The sequence below is a fragment of the Alteromonas sp. AMM-1 genome (assembly GCF_047290655.1).
GTDB lineage: Bacteria > Pseudomonadota > Gammaproteobacteria > Enterobacterales > Alteromonadaceae > Alteromonas > Alteromonas mangrovi.
In genome coordinates, this window is the sequence record NZ_JBLBUE010000022.1 from 13,612 (window position 1) to 30,960 (window position 17,349).

A 17,349-nucleotide genomic window follows, 5' to 3' on the forward strand; every position below is an offset into this window, starting at 1 on the left:
GCTTGAGGGAATGAGCAAAACAAATGTATTAATCTGCGACGATTCGGGCTTTGCGCGAAAGCAAATGGCCCGTTCCATTCCGGACGGCTGGGATATTGATATCCATTATGCGGAGCACGGTCAGCAGGCATTAGAGCAAATTCGCGCCGGTAAAGGCGACGTGATGTTTTTGGATCTCAACATGCCGGTGATGGATGGTTATGAGACCATGGATATAATTCGTCGGGAAGATCTGCCCTGTTTGGTTATTGTAGTGTCTGGTGACGTACAGGAAGAAGCGCGTACCCGTATGCTCGCAATGGGCGCACTGGACTTTATTCGCAAGCCAATCGACAACGAAAAACTCATTACACTGTTGAAGCAGTACGGCATTTACACCGGTGACGGCAACGCCGAAAAGCGTAAAAAAGTAAACGTACTCACTACCAATAGTGAAAACGATAAATTTGACGCTTACCGTGAAATGGTAAACGTAGCCATGGGACGCGCAGGTGAAAACCTGGCCAGGCTGTTAGGCGAGTTTATTGATCTGCCCATTCCCAATGTGAACGTGATTGAAAATAACGAGCTTCACATGGCCATTGCGGAAGTAAACCGCAATAACAGTGTGTCGGCGGTATCAAAAGGTTTTGTGAGTGCGGGGATTAACGGCGAAGCGCTGGTGATTTTTAACGATACTGATTTCGACAACATCATTCAATTACTCAATTACGACCAGTTAAGTACCGCGCCAGCCCAGCTGGAAGCGCTGATGGATATTTCCAATATTCTGATTGGTGCCTGTTTGAACGCGCTGTCTGATCAGCTCAATGTGACCTTCAGCCATAGTTCTCCTATTATCCTTGGACGTAACCGCGATCTCGACAGCATGCTAACCACCACCAAGCAGCGGTGGCAACGCATTATGGCAATTGAAATTGGTTATGCGATTAAGAATAAGAACATACACTTTGATTTGTTACTGCTGTTCCCTGATACGTCAATGGAACGCATTTACTCTAGACTGGTTGATTTTGAGGAGTAAACCGTGACCGCTGACGTTATAGAAGAACTAAGCCGACAACACTGGATGCACGATCTGCTCAGCTCGCTGGAAGTGGGTATTGTGGTGTTGGATCGCGAGTTTAAGGTGGAAGTGTGGAACCAGTTTATGGAAAACCACAGCAACCTGCGCCCCAGCCAAATTGTGGGTACCTGTTTGTTCGACAGTTTTCCGGAGATCAGTGCCGACTGGTTAAAACTAAAAGCCGGGCCTGTATTTGATTTGAAAACACCGGTATTTCTGATTTGGGAACAACGTCCTTATTTATTTAAATTTGGTTGTAATCGTCCCATAACGTCAGAGCTGGACTTTATGTACCAGAATGTGACGTTATTCCCGCTGTCGTCGTTAACGGGAAAAATAGAGCGCTTGTGTATGCTGGTGTATGATGTAACCGACCAGGCCACAGGGCGTTTGCACATTGAAGGTTTGAATGAAAAACTCACTAACGTCAGTCGTTTAGACGGGTTAACAGGATTGTACAACCGCAGATACTGGCAGGAACGCTTTGAGAAGCAGTTTAAACTGGCGCGTCGACGCGGTGCCCTAGAGACCGCGATCATGCTGGACATCGATCATTTCAAATCGGTAAACGATACCTACGGGCACCAAGCGGGTGACAAAGTTATCCAGGCGCTGGCAAATGTGATTAAGCAATGTGTGCGTGAAACCGATTTAGCCGGTCGCTATGGCGGTGAAGAGTTTGCCGTGATACTAGCTGATGCCAAGCTGGCCGATGCGTTGCTAGTCGCTGAGCGTATTCGCCGCGCGGCGGAAAATACCGTAGTGGAACACGAAGGTCAGAAGATTACGTTTACCGTGAGTCTGGGCTTAGCTGAATTCAACGACTCGTTCGCCAATGAAATGCAATGGCTCGACCGCGCAGACCAAGCGCTGTACAAAGCCAAAGAAGGCGGCCGTAACCAGGCGGTAACGCTGTAACACAAATACAAAACGCGATAAGGCGAATACCCTTATCGCGATGTTTCTACCTCTGCAATTTTGTCTTTTAGTGACGTAAGAATAATCAGGCTTGGGATCACCATAAGTGCCGTGATCACAAAAAACAGCGCCCAATTCCCCCCTAATCCATCAACTAACATTCCGCTACCTGATGCAAGTAATGTGCGGCTCAGAACACTGAGTGACGCCATCAGCGCGTATTGCGTTGCAGAAAAAGCCCGGTTGCACAGCAGGGAAATAAACGCCACCATGGCTACCGTACTCCATGAAGAAGTAAACACATCCAGAACGATGGTTACTACAAACCAGCCTTTATGTGGGCCAACCACTGCCATCAGTGCGAACAACAGATTACTGGCAGCCATTGCAATCCCTGCTATCAGCAGCCCTTTAAAAATGCCGTAGCGAATGTTCACCATGCCGCCCAGTACTGAAAAGATAATCGTAACCCACCAGTTGAGTAACTTTGAGTAAGTACCGATATCGGTATTGCTAAATCCCAGCTCTTTGTAAAACACAATACTCATGCGTCCAAGGAAAGCTTCGCCGATTTTGAAAAGGAAAATAAAGCACAGCAGCTTGAGTGCCAGACGGGCACCACTGCGCTGAAAGAACTCCCTGAATGGTTCTACCAGCGTGATCAGTAACCAGGCAGACAAAGTACTGGTAACCGATTGTGCGTTGCCCAGTAAATTGCTGTAACGTGCTTTGGCATCCTGCAATAACGCTTCGCGGTCGATGGCGGGTTCATTTGCTAACAGAGTGGCAAAAAAGCACAGTGCCATAATCCCAGCAAGCACCAGATAGATTGCCTGCCAGTGCCAGCCCGGCAGATCTGCTAGCAGAAAGGGAATAGCGCCAAGTCCACCATAACCGGTCCACCATCCTGCTGTTGCCAATGAGGACGCTGCCGACATGGTGGCTTTTTCCTGTTCGCCAATTACGTCGATACGATAAGCATCAATAGCAATATCCTGGGTGGCAGACGCAATGGCAATTAACAAACCACACAGTGCAATCAAAAATAAATCCGACTGGGCATTGAGTGTCGACATCCACGCGCAGAATCCAATGATGAGGAGTTGCATCTGCCCAATCCAGCCGCGTCGCTGGCCCAGAAAGAACGGCTTCACCCTGTCGATTAGCGGTGCCCAAAGCCAGTTGAATGAATACACTGCAAAGATGGCGCCGAACAGGCCGATGGCTGAGCGTGAAAGGGACTCGTCTTTTAGCCAGGCAGATAATACCGAGCCTATCATCAGCCAGGGAAATCCACTGGCAATACCAAATAGAAATATACTGATCAGGCGTTTATCGCGAAATGTAGCAAATGTGGAGGACACCGCATCCCTTCCTCAACGTTGTAAACTGATAAGTCTATTGGATCACGGATAACCAGTGTGAGCAAGGAATAACTCAGGGGGATGCGCTAAGGAAACCGGCGCAGTGGATGTGGGATACCAACCAGACGACTTCTATGCGAATTGGTATTAAGGTCTGATACCAATACAATCAAACGGAAACACGGTGCCGCCTTGTAAAAAGCGCACACATTGTTTTAGTTCGTCACGCAGAATGTCGTCGTTGAGCAGTTGATCTTCGCGCCAGTAATGTATTTGGTGCAGTAAGTGCCAAAATACCCTTTCCGTGTGTGAGTAGGGCTCGGCATCATCGCATCGGTAAAGGGACCATTCTTCCAGGGTGTCCCAAAAGAAATAATTCAACTCCTGATAATCCAGTGCACCGCTCCAGAAAGCTTGTAAATAGCAACACAACTGACGGGACTTTTCTTCAATAAATGGAGTAATGCTCACGCCGCGGATCCAAGAATTCGACACTCTGTGAGTATAGTTCAAAATTGGCAGAATTTTGCAAATTACACGTAAAGTTATCAACGCCGGTATGAAATTAAATAACTACCAGCCTAAGTATCTCAGCCAGCTATAAATTTCCTGACCAAGCCAGGCCCCTGCCGGGTTTGGCATCGATGTACCGGCACCGGCATTGCCAAGCCCAACGGTGGGGAGCAACTGGCGCTGGCGGTAATGTCTTTTCAGGCTCACTTTGGCCGCCGTTAAACGGGCATCTGCGGTGGCGGATTGCCACTGACTAAGCATGGGCATAGTTAAATCCAGTACCGGATAGCTGCTTTCTGCCAGCCAGGCGATCAGTTGTTGATTTTTTTCATATTCAGGCCAAAACGCACCAAGGCTAACTAACGTGTCGGGCATATCCAACGCGCCTCGTTGGAATGCGTCGATAAGGCTGGCGCTGGTCATGCCTTCGGCAATGATAAATGTATATCCCCGGTATTGTTGGGCAAAGCTATAGGCAGCGTTAACACGGCCGAGTACTTTGGCGTAGTAACTATCATAGTCTGCGGTCATGCTGGTGGTGTTATCAATGGGCTTTAGTGGCATCGCCGGCGTTTCAGTTGGCAACACGGCAGGGCGGTCAACCGGTATGAGTAGGCAATGCCAGCCCTTTGCGGTAAGGGTGTCAGCCAGTATAAGGCCGCCATCCAGATTAAGAGACTGAGACTGCGCGTCTACCAGTACAATCGCCACGCCCCGGCTGAGTGGACTTTTAGAGGGGAGTGTTAACGCTGCCACCTGCTCGTCGAGTACGGCGAGTTGGGTGACTTTTTCAGAGGGGAAATAGCGGGCAATGTCGTCTGATACCGAGCCACAGGCATGCCTTGCCAATGCACACAGGCAAAATGCAAATAGGCTGATTGTGATCTGAGATACCCGCATCTGTTGTTCAGTCTGGGAAGTTGATACCAGTATAGTGGTATCGGCAGCGGTTATGAAAAGTTAATCTGAAATGGTGCGGGTGTAAAATTGCCAAACGGCAGCGGTGCACTAAAGCACATCGGCTCATTGTAGGTGGGGTGAGTGAGCATTAAAGATTCGGCGTGCAACTGCAGGCGATTAGCTTTGGCAAGTCCCGCGGGTGGACTGTAAAGGCGGTCGCCCAGAATTGGATGCCCCAATGCCAGCATGTGTACCCGTAACTGATGCGAGCGACCGGTAACCGGGCGCAACTCTACCAGCGCTTCGTCTGCGAGTTGTTGCACTACCTGATAGTGCGTTAACGCCGGTTTACCGTGTTCATGGCTTACCATTTGTTTGGGGCGATTGGGCCAGTCGCATATCAGCGGCAGATTAACTTCGCCGCATTGTTGAACAGGCACGCCCAACACTCGCGCGTAATATCGCTTGGCAGTGTGGCGGGTTTCAAACTGTCGGGAAAGATGCTTATGACTGGCTTTGTGTTGAGCAATTACAATCACCCCCGACGTTGCCATATCGAGCCGATGAACAATACGCGCATCGGGAAACACCGTTTGAATACGTGAAGCCAGAGAGTCGCGGTGTTCGAGGGCTTTGCCGGGAACGGTTAACAACCCACTGGGTTTGTTGGCTACGATGATATCGTCATCGTAGTACAACAAACTCAGGTAAGGTGAAACCGGCGGATTGTATTCAAAGTCGGGGTTTGCACTCACGGGTTATTCACCAGTATACGAACGGCGTCTAATTGAACGTCACAGCGCTGTAATACGTCGGTGAGCGCAGCAATTTGCTGCTCAATAAACGTAATTTCACTGTCGCGAATAGCCGGGTTCTGCTGCTGTAAATCGCGAAGACGCTGCGCCTCACTGCCTAACGACTGCTGCATGCGCTGCAATGCATCCTGCAGAATATGGTTGGCGTGCTGATGTGCCTGGTCACGGGCGCGCTCTAACTGCTGTTGCAACTGTGCGGTGAGCGCCTGAATGAGCTGTTGCGCAATTTTGCGACCCACCGGGCGCAGCCCCTGATTTTCCAATTCCGTATGCTGCCCCTTTATGTTCAGGCATAAACGAATTGGTGTGGGCGGTAAAAAACGCTCCAACTGCAAATTCGCGGGTGCTTTGCCAGACAACACAAACAAGGTCTCCACAAAATACGCGCCTTTTGGCTGTTCTTTGTCGGCAATAAATCCAACACTGCTCTTGCCGTGCACGTCGGTAAGTACTAACTCAATGGCGTTGTGAATGAGTGGGTGGTCCCAGGTCAGGAAATGCACGTTTTCAAGCGTTGTCGCGGTACGGCGACGGTACGTCACCGTCATGCCTTCAGGGTCGAGCCCCGGTAAATAGCCAATCATGGATTCGGTAGGGCGCAGAATAAAGCAATCCTGGCCCTTTTCTTCCTGTGCAATACCGATTGCATCAAACAGTCTGCCGGCGAACTTGGGCAAGTCGGCTGAGCTGTCGCGGGCAATGATTTGTTCAAGCAGGTTATCCACGCGGCCCACGCCCGCAGCATTCATTTCCAGCAGTTTGTCTCTGCCTGCGTCGAGTTTGGCTTTCAGCTCACTATTCAGTGTATGGCTTTGGCTTATCAGTGTGCCAATTAACGCCGTGTCATTTGGGGTAAGACAAGCGGTTACTAACATCTCCTCTACGTCTTCGTACACTTTTCCACCCGTTGGGCAGGTGTGTTCAAACGCATTCAGGCCTTCGTGGTACCACTTCAGCAGCACGGCTTGTGCTGAATTTTCTATTACCGGCACATGAATTTGTACATCCTGGGTTTGTCCGATGCGGTCTAATCGGCCAATGCGCTGTTCCAGCAGATCCGGAGTGAGCGGCAGGTCGAACAATACCAGGTGATGGGCAAACTGGAAGTTGCGGCCTTCACTGCCGATTTCGCTACACAACAGAATTTGAGCACGCTCTTCCGGATCGGCGAAGTAGTGGGCTGCTTTGTCGCGGTCCACAATGCTCATCCCTTCGTGGAAAACGGCCTGACGGATACCCGTTTTTACGCGAATGGTTTCAGCGAGTTGCTGAGCAGTGGCGGCGCTGGCGCAAATAAGTAATACTTTGCTGGGTTTTACCGAAGGTAAGAAGTCCAGCAGCCAGTTCACTCTTGGATCTTCTGCCAACCAACGCTCGGATAAGCCCGGCTGACGTTCCGGGAACATGGCTGAAGCCAGTGAGTCGATGGCTTCAACCGGGTAACATTCAGGGCGAGGCAGGGCATAACTATGCAACTGACGGCCCGGGAATCCTTCAATAGCGGCGCGACGGTTTCTGAACAGTAAACGCCCGGTACCGTGACAATCAATTAACTGATGTAATAGTGCATCGCGGGACGCGGTGTCGTTCAAATCGTCGAACTGACTCACAATGTCTGGTGCCAGTTGGTGCAATGAATTGAACGCGTCTTCCGACAGGGGCTCACCATCGATAAGTGGTGCAACAGCATCGGCCAGCGCTGAGTACTTTGATTCTTCTTCCAGGAAGGTGGCGTAATCGTAAAACCGGGCAGGATCCAGAAGACGCAAGCGCGCGAAATGACTTTCGTGACCCAACTGATCCGGCGTGGCGGTAAGCAGTAATACACCCGGAGTAGCCTGAGCCAGTTGCTCAACCAGCTGATATTCATCGGAAGGCGCGTCCGCCGACCAGGCCAGGTGATGAGCTTCGTCTACCACCATTAAATCCCAGCTGGTTTGCTGGATTTGCTGCTGGCGTTTTGGATGCTGTGTCAGCCAGTTCAAGCCACACAGAATGAGCTGGTCGTTGTCGAAGGGATTACTGCCTTCTTCACTCTCTGCCAATGCCTCACAGCGGCTTTCGTCGTAAATAGCGAACGCTAAATTTACCCGACGCAACATTTCTACCAGCCACTGGTGGATGAGGGTGTCAGGTACAATGATCAGCACTCTGCCTGCCCGGCCAGTTTGTATTTGCTGATGGATGATCAGCGCCGCTTCAATGGTTTTACCCAATCCTACTTCGTCGGCCAGCAGTACCCGCGGGGCATGACGGCGGCCTACTTCAGACGCTATGTGCAATTGGTGTGGGATCAGTTCAATGCGAGCGCCCACCATACCAATGGTATCCGACTGAGCATGCTGGTGCTGGCTGCTCAGAGCCGCTTCGCGAACATCAAACCAGTTTGGATTGTCAAACTGGTAGTTAAACAGACGCTTTTCCGGCTGATTCAGACGAATATGGTGATCAAGATGAGGTTCAGCAAGCGTTACCGATTGTTTGGTATCTTCCCGCAACCCTTTGTAAATCAGCACACCTTGTTGTTCGATAACTGATTCGACACACAGGCTCCAGCCTTCCTGGGACTTCACAGTCTCGCCCGGCGCAAACGCCAGACGGGTGAGCGGCGCGTTATCTTTTGTGTAAATACGGCTTTCACCCGTGGCAGGGTAAAGCACCTCAATGGCGCGAAAATCTACCCGGATAATGGCACCCAGGCCCAGGTCGGTTTCGGTGTTACTTAACCATCGTTGACCAATGGCAAATTGTGTGTCGGAACTCATCTCAATTACTACTCCGTTATAACGGGGGGCGTATTGTACTTATCGGACAGCGGCATGTCTTGTTCAATATAGCAATCTTCAGGAATTACGCGTATTGAACCTGTGGGATAACTGCATCAGGAGATAATTTTTAAAAAATTAGCGCGAAAATAAGTGAATAAGTTAGCAAACTGGATTATGGTGGAAATGTAGGTCGATGTGATGCGGAGTTTTACGGTCAGAATCGACACCCTAACTCCGTTCATACTGGCCCTGTTAGCGCGTCGTTGTACAGACGAGCTTGGTTATGTTCATTGGAGTGACGGATGCCAAGAAAATCAAATACAGACACAAGAATCTACGTCCTAGATACCAACATTCTGCTACACGAGCCCCTCGCTTTCCTCTCTTTTAAAGAAAATGACGTTGTTGTTCCTATGACCGTTCTGGAAGAACTGGATTACATAAAAGACAGCAAGAAAGATGTGGCGCGGGATGCGCGGGTGTGTATCCGGGCAATGGAAGACTTACTCAGCGAGGCGACGCCTGAAGACTTGCTGGAAGGTGTACCGCTGGAGGGAATTGGCGCAGGAGAGAACCGACCTACTGGCGCGTTGTCGATTTATGCTGATTTAAACATGAAGCAATCGCAGCAAATTTTCAGCAGCGATGCCAACGACAACCGCATCATTAACGTTGCGCTGCATTTGCAGCAAAACTTTGCGCCCAGACAGGTAGTGCTGGTAACCAAAGATCTGAACATGCGGTTAAAGGCCAAGGGAGCGGGGCTTGCGCATGTTGAAGATTACCGTACCGATCAGCTGATCACCGATATCAAATACCTTACCAAGGGTTACCACAAATTTGAGGGCGACTTCTGGACGCAGGTTAAATCGGTGGATAGCCGTTCAGAGGGGCGCGATACCATTCATACTGTGCCACGCTCCTTGTTGCCAGAAGCCTATGTGAATGAGTATCTGCTCGACGATACCCAGCACTTCGCAGGCTTGGTTGAGTCGATGACCAGTGACAACCTGGATATTCTGGATTTGGGCTATGAGCGCTTAATGTCGCGTCACGCCTGGGGAATTAATCCTAAAAATATTGGGCAGGCTATGGCACTGCATTCGTTGCTGGACCCTCACATCGACCTGGTGATCCTTACCGGCCCGGCGGGGAGCGGTAAAACGCTACTGGCATTAGCCGCGGCACTGGAAATGGTGGTTGAACGGAACATGTACGACAAGATTATTGTTACCCGGAATACCCCTGAAATTGCGGAGTCTATTGGATTTTTACCCGGCACCGAAGAAGAGAAGATGGCACCCTGGTTAGCGGCCATTACTGACTCGCTTGAGGTGTTGCATAAACATGATGAAAACACCAAAGGCTCAATGAACTACATCATGGAAAAGGCCAATATCCAGTTTAAGTCGATTAACTTTATGCGCGGGCGCAGTATTCAGAATGCGATCGTGATTTTGGATGAGTCACAAAACCTTACCGCCTCTCAGCTAAAAACCATCATTACCCGTTGTGGTGAGGGGACTAAACTGATTTGTAGCGGTAACCTGGCACAGATCGACAGCAACTACCTCAGCCCGGTAACCTCCGGTTTAACTTATCTGGTGGAAAAATTTAAGGATTTTGCGGGCAGTGCCACCATTAACCTGGACGGAGTAGTGCGTTCGCGTCTGGCAGATTTTGCCGAAAATCATTTGTGATATAAACGTTTACTGAGGCGCCGACGAGGGAATGTTTTCCAGAATATAGTTTCGGGAAGCAAGCCCTTGTCGGGTTGAATCACTCACTTCACCCAATTTCAATTGCCCCGGACCGGTTGGGTCCAAGAGGATATAAGGCAAACCCTCTACCATCAGCGTTTCATCCGTAGCCAACGGCGTCATACTGATGGCCAACAATGCGTGATCGTGCAACAGCACCAGTTTCATGGGATTGCCGGGCAAAAATGCGCGTATGAGCGCAGCCGCCAATACCGCTTTGCTATCGCAGTCTCCCTTGTTTTGATTCAAAATTGCCAGCGGTGGTGAAAATCCCGAGCCATTGCTGGTGATCCTGTTTTCCAGGGTGTCGTAGGGTATAGCCTGGGCCCAGCTTAATAACAAATTTAGATAAGAGCGGGCATTGGATTGTTCATCCACTATGTCATAAATCGACTGAGCCGCCGGGATCAGTGGAAAGACACTTTCCGCAATATATCTGACGTGATTGGGTTTTACTGCTTTTTGCAACAAAGGTGTGGTGTAGTGCTGATAATAGCGTTCTTCCAGGTAGGTATCTAACGTGGCCTTTTGGGTGTCCTTGAGCGATTGAGTAAGCTGTTCAAGCTGCGCATCATCTTTACCTGAGAGCGTGAACGACAAGGTATCGTGGCGCTTGACCAGGGAAAAACGGGCAACTCTGGGATCAATCTGTTGCGCGGCCTTCAGTAAGGCGACTTCCACTTCCCGCATGGCCAGTGCAGGTTGGTAGTTTAACTGTTGCTGAGGCAACATTTGCAGGGTTTTCTGCGGCAAGGTAAAAGCAATCCTGCGGGCTTTGCCATCGTGATCCAGCCAGCGGTATTCGTAGCGAGCGTCATCTCCAACCGCTTTACGCAGATACTGGGTTTGCTCGGCGCTCACGTAATCGCAAAATGCAACCAGAGCAAGGAGTGTCATTGGAAAAAGGCGAGCCAGCATACTGAGGTTAACGTAAATTCCCGAGGGATGATTACCTGAGTATAGTGGCTATTTGCAGATTAATGCGAATTGCTTAGTATTATTCGAACCAGTTAAGCTTTGCCTGCAACGACACCACGCTGCCAACAATGATCAACGTAGGCGGCTTCATGTCACTGAGTTCTGGATGACTCAATATGGTAGATAGCGTGGCAGTAATCACTTTTTGTTCACTGGTGGTGGCTTTTTGAACCAGAGCAATAGGTGTATCTTTGGACAGTCCGTGTTTAATCAACTGCTCACAAATAATAGCTAAACCGGTTAGCCCCATATAAAACACGATGGTTTGATTAGGGTGCGCCAGACCTTGCCAATTCAGGTCGATAGTACCGTCTTTAAGATGCCCAGTGGCAAATACCACAGACTGAGCGTGATCCCGATGTGTAAGCGGAATACCCGCATACGCACCCGCACCAGCGGCAGCAGTGATTCCGGGTACTACCTGAAAACTGATCCCGGCGGCCAGCAGCGTTTCGATTTCTTCGCCACCGCGTCCGAAAATAAACGGATCACCACCTTTTAAGCGCACCACGCGATTGCCGGCTTTAGCTTGTTCAACCAAAATCTGATTGATATCTTGCTGTGGAACAGTGTGATGGCTTTTGGCTTTGCCTACATAAATCTTTTCGGCATCGCGGCGCACTAGCTCAAGAATTTGTGGTGATACCAGTCTGTCGTACACTACCACGTCAGCCTTTTGCATCAAACGCAGTGCGCGGAAGGTTAGTAAGTCAGGATCGCCCGGACCGGCGCCCACCAGATACACCTGGCCTTCGGTTTGCTTTTGCGCGGCAGCGTCGTCCAGCGCCGCTAAAAATTTTTGCTCGGCTTTACTATCGTTGCCTTGGGTGACTTCTTCGGCAATATCGCCTTCCAATACTGATTCCCAGAAATAGCGTCGTTCGGTAACTGTGGCAAGAGACTGCTTTACTTTTTCGCGGAATCGCTCCGAGAAAGAACCCAGCTTACTGAGGTTTGCTGGCAGGACAGACTCCAGTTTCTGGCGCAAATAGCGCAGTAGTACAGGCGCATTGCCACCGCTGCTCAGGGCAATTACCAGTGGGGAACGGTCGATAATAGATGGCGTAATAAAGCCACAAAGCGGCGTGTTGTCTACTACATTCACCAGCATGTTGCGTTCGGTCGCAAGTTTGTGAATGTCTGCGTTTAGCGCCTCGTCGCTGGTGGCAACAAACACCATGCGGTGATTGTCCAGATCGCTTTGTTCGAATGGTCTTTCAAGCAAGGTAACTTGTGAGGATTCTGCTAAATGACGCACCGTTGTGCACACTTGAGGTGCCACCACCGTAATGATCGCCGGGCTTTTTAATAACAATTCCAGCTTGCGTGCGGCCACTTCGCCAGCGCCAACAATCAGCACCTGCAGCGCCTGGGCATCAATAAAAATCGGGAAATATCGCATAGCAGACTCTTGTCACTGTAACTGTGTTTAGTTTGCCTGAAATTTATATTGTATAAATGAATTAAAAAATATTTTTCAGATTAAAAAGTTATTAGTGATGACTGATTTTGGCGGAGCTTAACGAAAAACCGGCAGGGTGATAATCACGCTGCCGGTTGATTTTATTTAACCACGAGGCTTCGGAGCCTTTTTCCGCGCGGGTGGTTTATCTGACCACTCGCGTAAGCCTAAACGTTGGCCGGATACTCGGGTATCCTGCAGCGTTTGCTTCACATCTTTGGGCATGCCTTCCGGTAAATCTACCGTAGAGAAGTTATCGAATATTTCGATGGCACCAATGTATTTGCTGTCGATGCCAGCTTCGTTGGCAATGGCACCTACGATATTACCTGGTTTCACGCCATGCGTGTGGCCAACTTCGATGCGGAAACGCTGCATGCCTTCTTCAGGACGGCGGCTGTCACGCGGCGACTTGCGGCGACTGTCTCTGCCTTCACGGCCTTCGCGACCTTCACGGCCCTCACGACGAGGACGCCCTTCGCGATCGCCACCGCGGCGGTCATCGTCACCACGTTGGCGGGCAGAATGCAGATCCGGACGGTCAGTCTCTTTTAACAGCAAGGGTTCATCGCCCTGCGCCAATTTAATTAACGCTGCAAGCAACACTTCCGGGCTGGCTTCGTTTTCTTCAATCAGCATATCCACAATTGGCATCAGGCCTTCCAGACTGTCGTCTTTAGTGGCTTCCATAACGCTCTGCTTGAACCTGGTTAAACGCGTTTCGTTCAGTTCGCTGATCGACGGAATCGGCATCGCTTCAATTGGCTGGCGAGTGGCATTCTCAATGGCATTCAGTAAGCGCTTTTCGCGATGAGAAATAAACAAAATAGCATCACCGCTTCTACCGGCGCGGCCGGTGCGGCCAATGCGGTGAACATAGCTCTCTGTGTCGTATGGAATGTCAAAGTTAACAACGTGGCTAACGCGTTCAACGTCAAGTCCACGGGCAACTACGTCGGTGGCTACCAGAATATCAATTTTGCCCTGTTTCAAGCGGTCTACCGTGCGCTCGCGAGCGGCCTGCGGAATATCACCGTTCAGTGGCTCTACATCAAACCCGCGTGCCGCTAACTTTTCAGCCAGTTCCAGCGTGGCGGTTTTGGTACGTACGAAGATGATCATGCCATCGAATGTTTCCACTTCCATAATGCGCGTCAGCGCTTCCAGTTTCTGGTGTCCGGCAACCTGACAGTAACGCTGACGAATTGTGCTGGCGGTACTTACCTTTGACTCGATCTTCACGTGCTTGGGATCGTTCAGATATCGCTGTGCAATCTTTTTGATTGGACCTGGCATGGTGGCCGAGAACAGTGCTGTCTGACGTTCTGCTGGCGCGTGACTTAAAATCAACTCTACGTCATCGATGAAACCCATGCGCAACATTTCGTCTGCTTCGTCCAGAACCAGGAACTTCAGTTTGTCGAGTTTCAGCGTACCGCGATTGATGTGGTCAATTACCCGTCCTGGTGTACCAACCACAACCTGAACGCCACGCTTTAACTGGCGGATCTGGTTGTCGTAAGACTGTCCACCATAAATTGGCAGTACGCGGATTTTTTGTGAGAAGGTGGCATAAGCCTGGAACGCTTCGGCTACCTGTATGGCCAGTTCACGAGTGGGAGCAAGCACTAAAAGCTGCGGATAATTGCCTTCTACGTCAAGATTTGCCAGCATAGGCAAAGCGAAGGCTGCCGTCTTCCCGGTACCAGTTTGAGCCTGACCCAGCAGGTCATGGCCATCCAGTAGTAACGGGATACTTTCAGCTTGAATTGGCGACGGTTTCTCGTAGCCAACTTTCTCAAGGGCCTGTAAGATAGGTTGCGGTAGTTTGAGATCGGTAAAGGTCAGTTCGACGTTTGTGGTCATTAAATTAAAGATCCTGGATAACTCGGACGGGCATAGCAGAAAAGCCAGCGATATATATAAAGTGCTATTATAGGCCAATAGTAGTGCGGATACCATTATTGTATAGGAAACCGACTGGTAAATTTATAGGGACAGTATTAGGAATCATGAGCAAGGTAAGCACAATGAAGAAAAGGTCATTACACCGCCGGGTACTTCTTTCGGCTATTCTTATGGGGCTGAGTGCCACGTCTTTAACAGGCTGCGGGCAAAAAACCAGTGAAGAACACTTACTCGCGGCGCGCCAGTTTATAGAGGCCAGGGACACAGAATCAGCGATTCTGGAGTTCAAAAATGCGATTCAAAAAAATCCTCAGGATCCCAATCCCCGCTTCGAACTGGGTCAGCTTTATGTGGATGAAGGCAATTTTGCTGCCGCAGAAAAGGAATTAAACCGCGCGCTGGAACTCGGCTATGACGTTTCCGCAGTCATTCCTCTACTCACACTGGCATATCAGGAAACCAACGCAGACGTTGCGCTGGCTGAAATAGACCACAGTGTTGATGGCCTAACAGCAGTAAAGCGCGCAGAAGTGACCTTCTATAAACTGGAAGCGCTGATTAAACTCGATAAAAAAACCGAAGCACGCCAGCTTATCGATGAAATCCGCGAGCTGGATACCAACAGTGTGTACAAAGGCTTGTCACTGGCTTACGAAAGTATGCTGGATGAGCAATACGAGAAAACTCTTACACAGGTTGAAGCCCTGCGTGAACAATCACCACTAAATAAAAACGTGCTGCAACTACAAGCGCGTTTGAATTTGTATCTGAAGAAACCAGACCAGGCAATTGAAGCTTATCAGGCCTATGTTCAGGCCTATCCTGAAGACGCGGAAACCTCGTTCATTTTGTCGGCGCTGTTAATGGACAACGAACGTTACGAAGACGCAGAACCGCTGGTAGATAAATTACTTACCAAGAGTGCCGGTAACCCGCTGCTCAATCAGTACAAGGCGGTTATCGAAGTCCGGGCCGGTGAGTTTGCCAGTGCCTTACAACATGTTGAGAAAGCGATTCAGGGCGGGCGAACCGATCCGTTAGCCCGTTTAGTCGGCGGATACAGTGCCTATCAGTTAAAAGATTACGCGGCGGCAACACGGCACTTGTCGATGATTGCGTCTAACCTGCCGCCGACTCACCCTGCATTGCGCATGCTGGCAGACAGCCTGTTGTATCAGGGAGAAAACGAAGAAGCAATGGACGTACTGAGTCGTGTAGACGGTGATTTTAGTACCGATGCCACCCTGTTTTCAAAAGCGGGTTATAAATTACTGCAAGACGGCAATGTTGTTGATGCTCAGGCAATGATTGAGCGGTCGGCGGATTTGGCCACCACGGCAGAAGATTTAACCCGGATTGGCGTGCTTCAGCTGTCTTTAAATGATGCTGACGGGATTCTTAATCTTGAAGAAGCCGTAAAGAAGGCGCCTGAAATTTCAAGTGGTCAGCAAACGCTGGCGAATGCTTACATTGCAACCAAACAGTTCGACAAAGCCTTGGGTGTTGCCCGTGAATGGCAGGAAAAGGAACCGCAAAACGCCGAACCGTGGCTGACCATTGCGCAGGTTAGCATTTTAAAAGATGACTTTGCGGCAGCAACAAAGGCCATCGAAAAGGCAGAATCCCTCGATCCCCGTAATATCAAGGCGAAACTGCAGCGTGTTTCCATTGCCATGAACGAGAAAAAGCCTGATGAAGCCGTAAACTGGTTAAAACAGGCATTGGAAATCGACCCGACGCACCAGTCTGCGCTGGCCATGTATTACATGATCAAACAGCAAGCCGGTAAAGCAAACGAAGGGATTGATTACATAAAAGAGATTGCCTCGCGCAATCCGAAATCTGACACGCCAAAAATTGTTCTGGCGCGCATCTTGTTAAGTGAAAATCGTTACGAAGAAGGCCTGAAAGTGATTAATCAGGTGCCTCAGCGCCCCGATGTCGCGATGCCATACTGGGATACCAAGGGCAGGTTGTTGCTGGCGAATAATCAGGTAAACGAAGCAAAAGCGCTGTATACCGAATGGTTGTCTATTTCGCCTAACAACAAAACCGCTACGCTGGGCCTGGTGATGATTCTGGATGTGCAGAACAAATTTGCCGACGCACTGGAAGTAACCAAAAAATTCCTCGAAAAGCGCCCGGATCGTCAAATAGAAATAGTGAAGTCGTATTTGCATTCGATGTTGCGTGAAATTCGCGAAACCGAAGCGATACTTGGCAAACTGACCCCCGAAGAACGCATGTTGCCGTTTGTACGCGGTGTAGAAGCGCGTTTGCAAATCTATCGGGAAGATTACCTGGATGCGGTGCCGAATGCCCTGGCTGCCTATGAGGAAATCCCTAGCACACGTAATTTACTGGTGCTGATGGCCGCCTATGAGCTTTCTGGCAGTAACGATAAAGCCTTTGCCGTTCTGAACGAGTTTTTACAGAACAATCCGGCGAATTTGCAAGCTAGATTATTATTCGCAGAGCGCATGATTCCAAAAGATCGCAAACAAGCGATTGGCGAATATCGCAAAGTCGCGAAGGACTGGCCAGATAACGCCATTGCACTGAATAACCTGGCTTTCCTGGAACTGGAAGAAGGGATGTTGGACGACGCCGAAGAGCATGCCCGTCAGGCATTAAAAGTGATCCCCAATGCGCCTGAAATCGCCGACACCCTGGCGCAAATACTGATAGCTCAAGGGGAAATGGAAGAGGCTAAATCCATCTACGATAAGATTGTGGACGAAAACGTGCGCAGTGATGAAGTGTTTCTCAATTATATTGAGTTACTGTTGAAGATGGACATGAAGACACTGGCAAACCGACGTTTAGGTAGCCGCGTGTTTGATGCACCCGAATCCCAGGCCCGGGTTGCAGCGCTCAAGAAAACCTACAATATCTAA

At 49.8% G+C, this 17,349-nt stretch carries 12 protein-coding genes; 4 read left to right on the forward strand and 8 right to left on the reverse strand.

Annotated features, from left to right (window positions below; genetic code table 11):
* Positions 1 to 10: 10 nt before the first annotated feature.
* Together ACLR2L_RS06615 and ACLR2L_RS06620 are read left to right on the forward strand one after the other, a co-directional pair.
* Positions 11 to 1,024: a response regulator gene (locus tag ACLR2L_RS06615; RefSeq protein WP_413366739.1), complete on the forward strand. Its 1,014-nt coding sequence runs from the start codon at positions 11 to 13 to the stop codon at positions 1,022 to 1,024.
* Positions 1,025 to 1,069: 45 nt separating this feature from the next.
* Positions 1,070 to 1,984, forward strand: coding sequence for a diguanylate cyclase (locus ACLR2L_RS06620; RefSeq protein WP_413366782.1), 915 nt, complete (start codon positions 1,070 to 1,072; stop codon positions 1,982 to 1,984).
* Between the two features lie 32 nt (positions 1,985 to 2,016).
* Here the strand turns inward: ACLR2L_RS06620 and ACLR2L_RS06625 are convergent, their stop codons facing one another.
* The 5 genes from ACLR2L_RS06625 to rapA all read right to left on the reverse strand — a co-directional run bounded on the left by ACLR2L_RS06625 (position 2,017) and on the right by rapA (position 8,341).
* Positions 2,017 to 3,348, reverse strand: a complete 1,332-nt coding sequence (locus ACLR2L_RS06625) for an AmpG family muropeptide MFS transporter (protein WP_413366741.1) — start codon at positions 3,346 to 3,348, stop codon at positions 2,017 to 2,019.
* Positions 3,349 to 3,495: 147 nt separating this feature from the next.
* Entirely contained in the window at positions 3,496 to 3,819 is a 324-nt protein-coding gene (locus ACLR2L_RS06630) for a hypothetical protein (protein WP_413366743.1), read from the reverse strand.
* A gap of 102 nt (positions 3,820 to 3,921) precedes the next feature.
* The gene (locus tag ACLR2L_RS06635) at positions 3,922 to 4,761 is read right to left on the reverse strand and encodes a DUF3530 family protein (protein WP_413366745.1); all 840 of its coding nucleotides are present in this window, start codon (positions 4,759 to 4,761) and stop codon (positions 3,922 to 3,924) included.
* A 50-nt stretch (positions 4,762 to 4,811) separates the two neighbouring features.
* Positions 4,812 to 5,516 (reverse strand): bifunctional tRNA pseudouridine(32) synthase/23S rRNA pseudouridine(746) synthase RluA, encoded by a 705-nt coding sequence (rluA, locus tag ACLR2L_RS06640; protein ID WP_413366747.1) that lies wholly within the window; start codon positions 5,514 to 5,516, stop codon positions 4,812 to 4,814.
* The gene (gene rapA, locus ACLR2L_RS06645) at positions 5,513 to 8,341 is read right to left on the reverse strand and encodes an RNA polymerase-associated protein RapA (protein ID WP_413366749.1); all 2,829 of its coding nucleotides are present in this window, start codon (positions 8,339 to 8,341) and stop codon (positions 5,513 to 5,515) included. The genes rluA and rapA overlap by 4 nt, the downstream gene beginning before the upstream one ends.
* Positions 8,342 to 8,646: 305 nt before the next feature.
* Here rapA and ACLR2L_RS06650 point away from each other — a divergent pair, with 305 nt between their 5' ends.
* Entirely contained in the window at positions 8,647 to 10,044 is a 1,398-nt protein-coding gene (locus ACLR2L_RS06650) for a PhoH family protein (RefSeq protein ID WP_413366751.1), read from the forward strand.
* Between the two features lie 9 nt (positions 10,045 to 10,053).
* On the opposite strand, the gene ACLR2L_RS06655 is transcribed toward ACLR2L_RS06650, so the two are convergent.
* The 3 genes from ACLR2L_RS06655 to ACLR2L_RS06665 all read right to left on the reverse strand — a co-directional run bounded on the left by ACLR2L_RS06655 (position 10,054) and on the right by ACLR2L_RS06665 (position 14,410).
* Entirely contained in the window at positions 10,054 to 11,001 is a 948-nt protein-coding gene (locus ACLR2L_RS06655; RefSeq protein WP_413366753.1) for a hypothetical protein, read from the reverse strand.
* 100 nt (positions 11,002 to 11,101) lie between these two features.
* Positions 11,102 to 12,484, reverse strand: a complete 1,383-nt coding sequence (cysG, locus tag ACLR2L_RS06660; protein ID WP_413366755.1) for a siroheme synthase CysG — start codon at positions 12,482 to 12,484, stop codon at positions 11,102 to 11,104.
* Positions 12,485 to 12,649: 165 nt separating this feature from the next.
* Positions 12,650 to 14,410 carry a DEAD/DEAH box helicase gene (locus ACLR2L_RS06665; protein WP_413366757.1) on the reverse strand — a complete coding sequence of 587 codons (1,761 nt, stop codon included), beginning with the start codon at positions 14,408 to 14,410 and terminating at the stop codon, positions 12,650 to 12,652.
* Between the two features lie 164 nt (positions 14,411 to 14,574).
* Here ACLR2L_RS06665 and prsT point away from each other — a divergent pair, with 164 nt between their 5' ends.
* Entirely contained in the window at positions 14,575 to 17,349 is a 2,775-nt protein-coding gene (prsT, locus tag ACLR2L_RS06670; protein WP_413366759.1) for an XrtA/PEP-CTERM system TPR-repeat protein PrsT, read from the forward strand.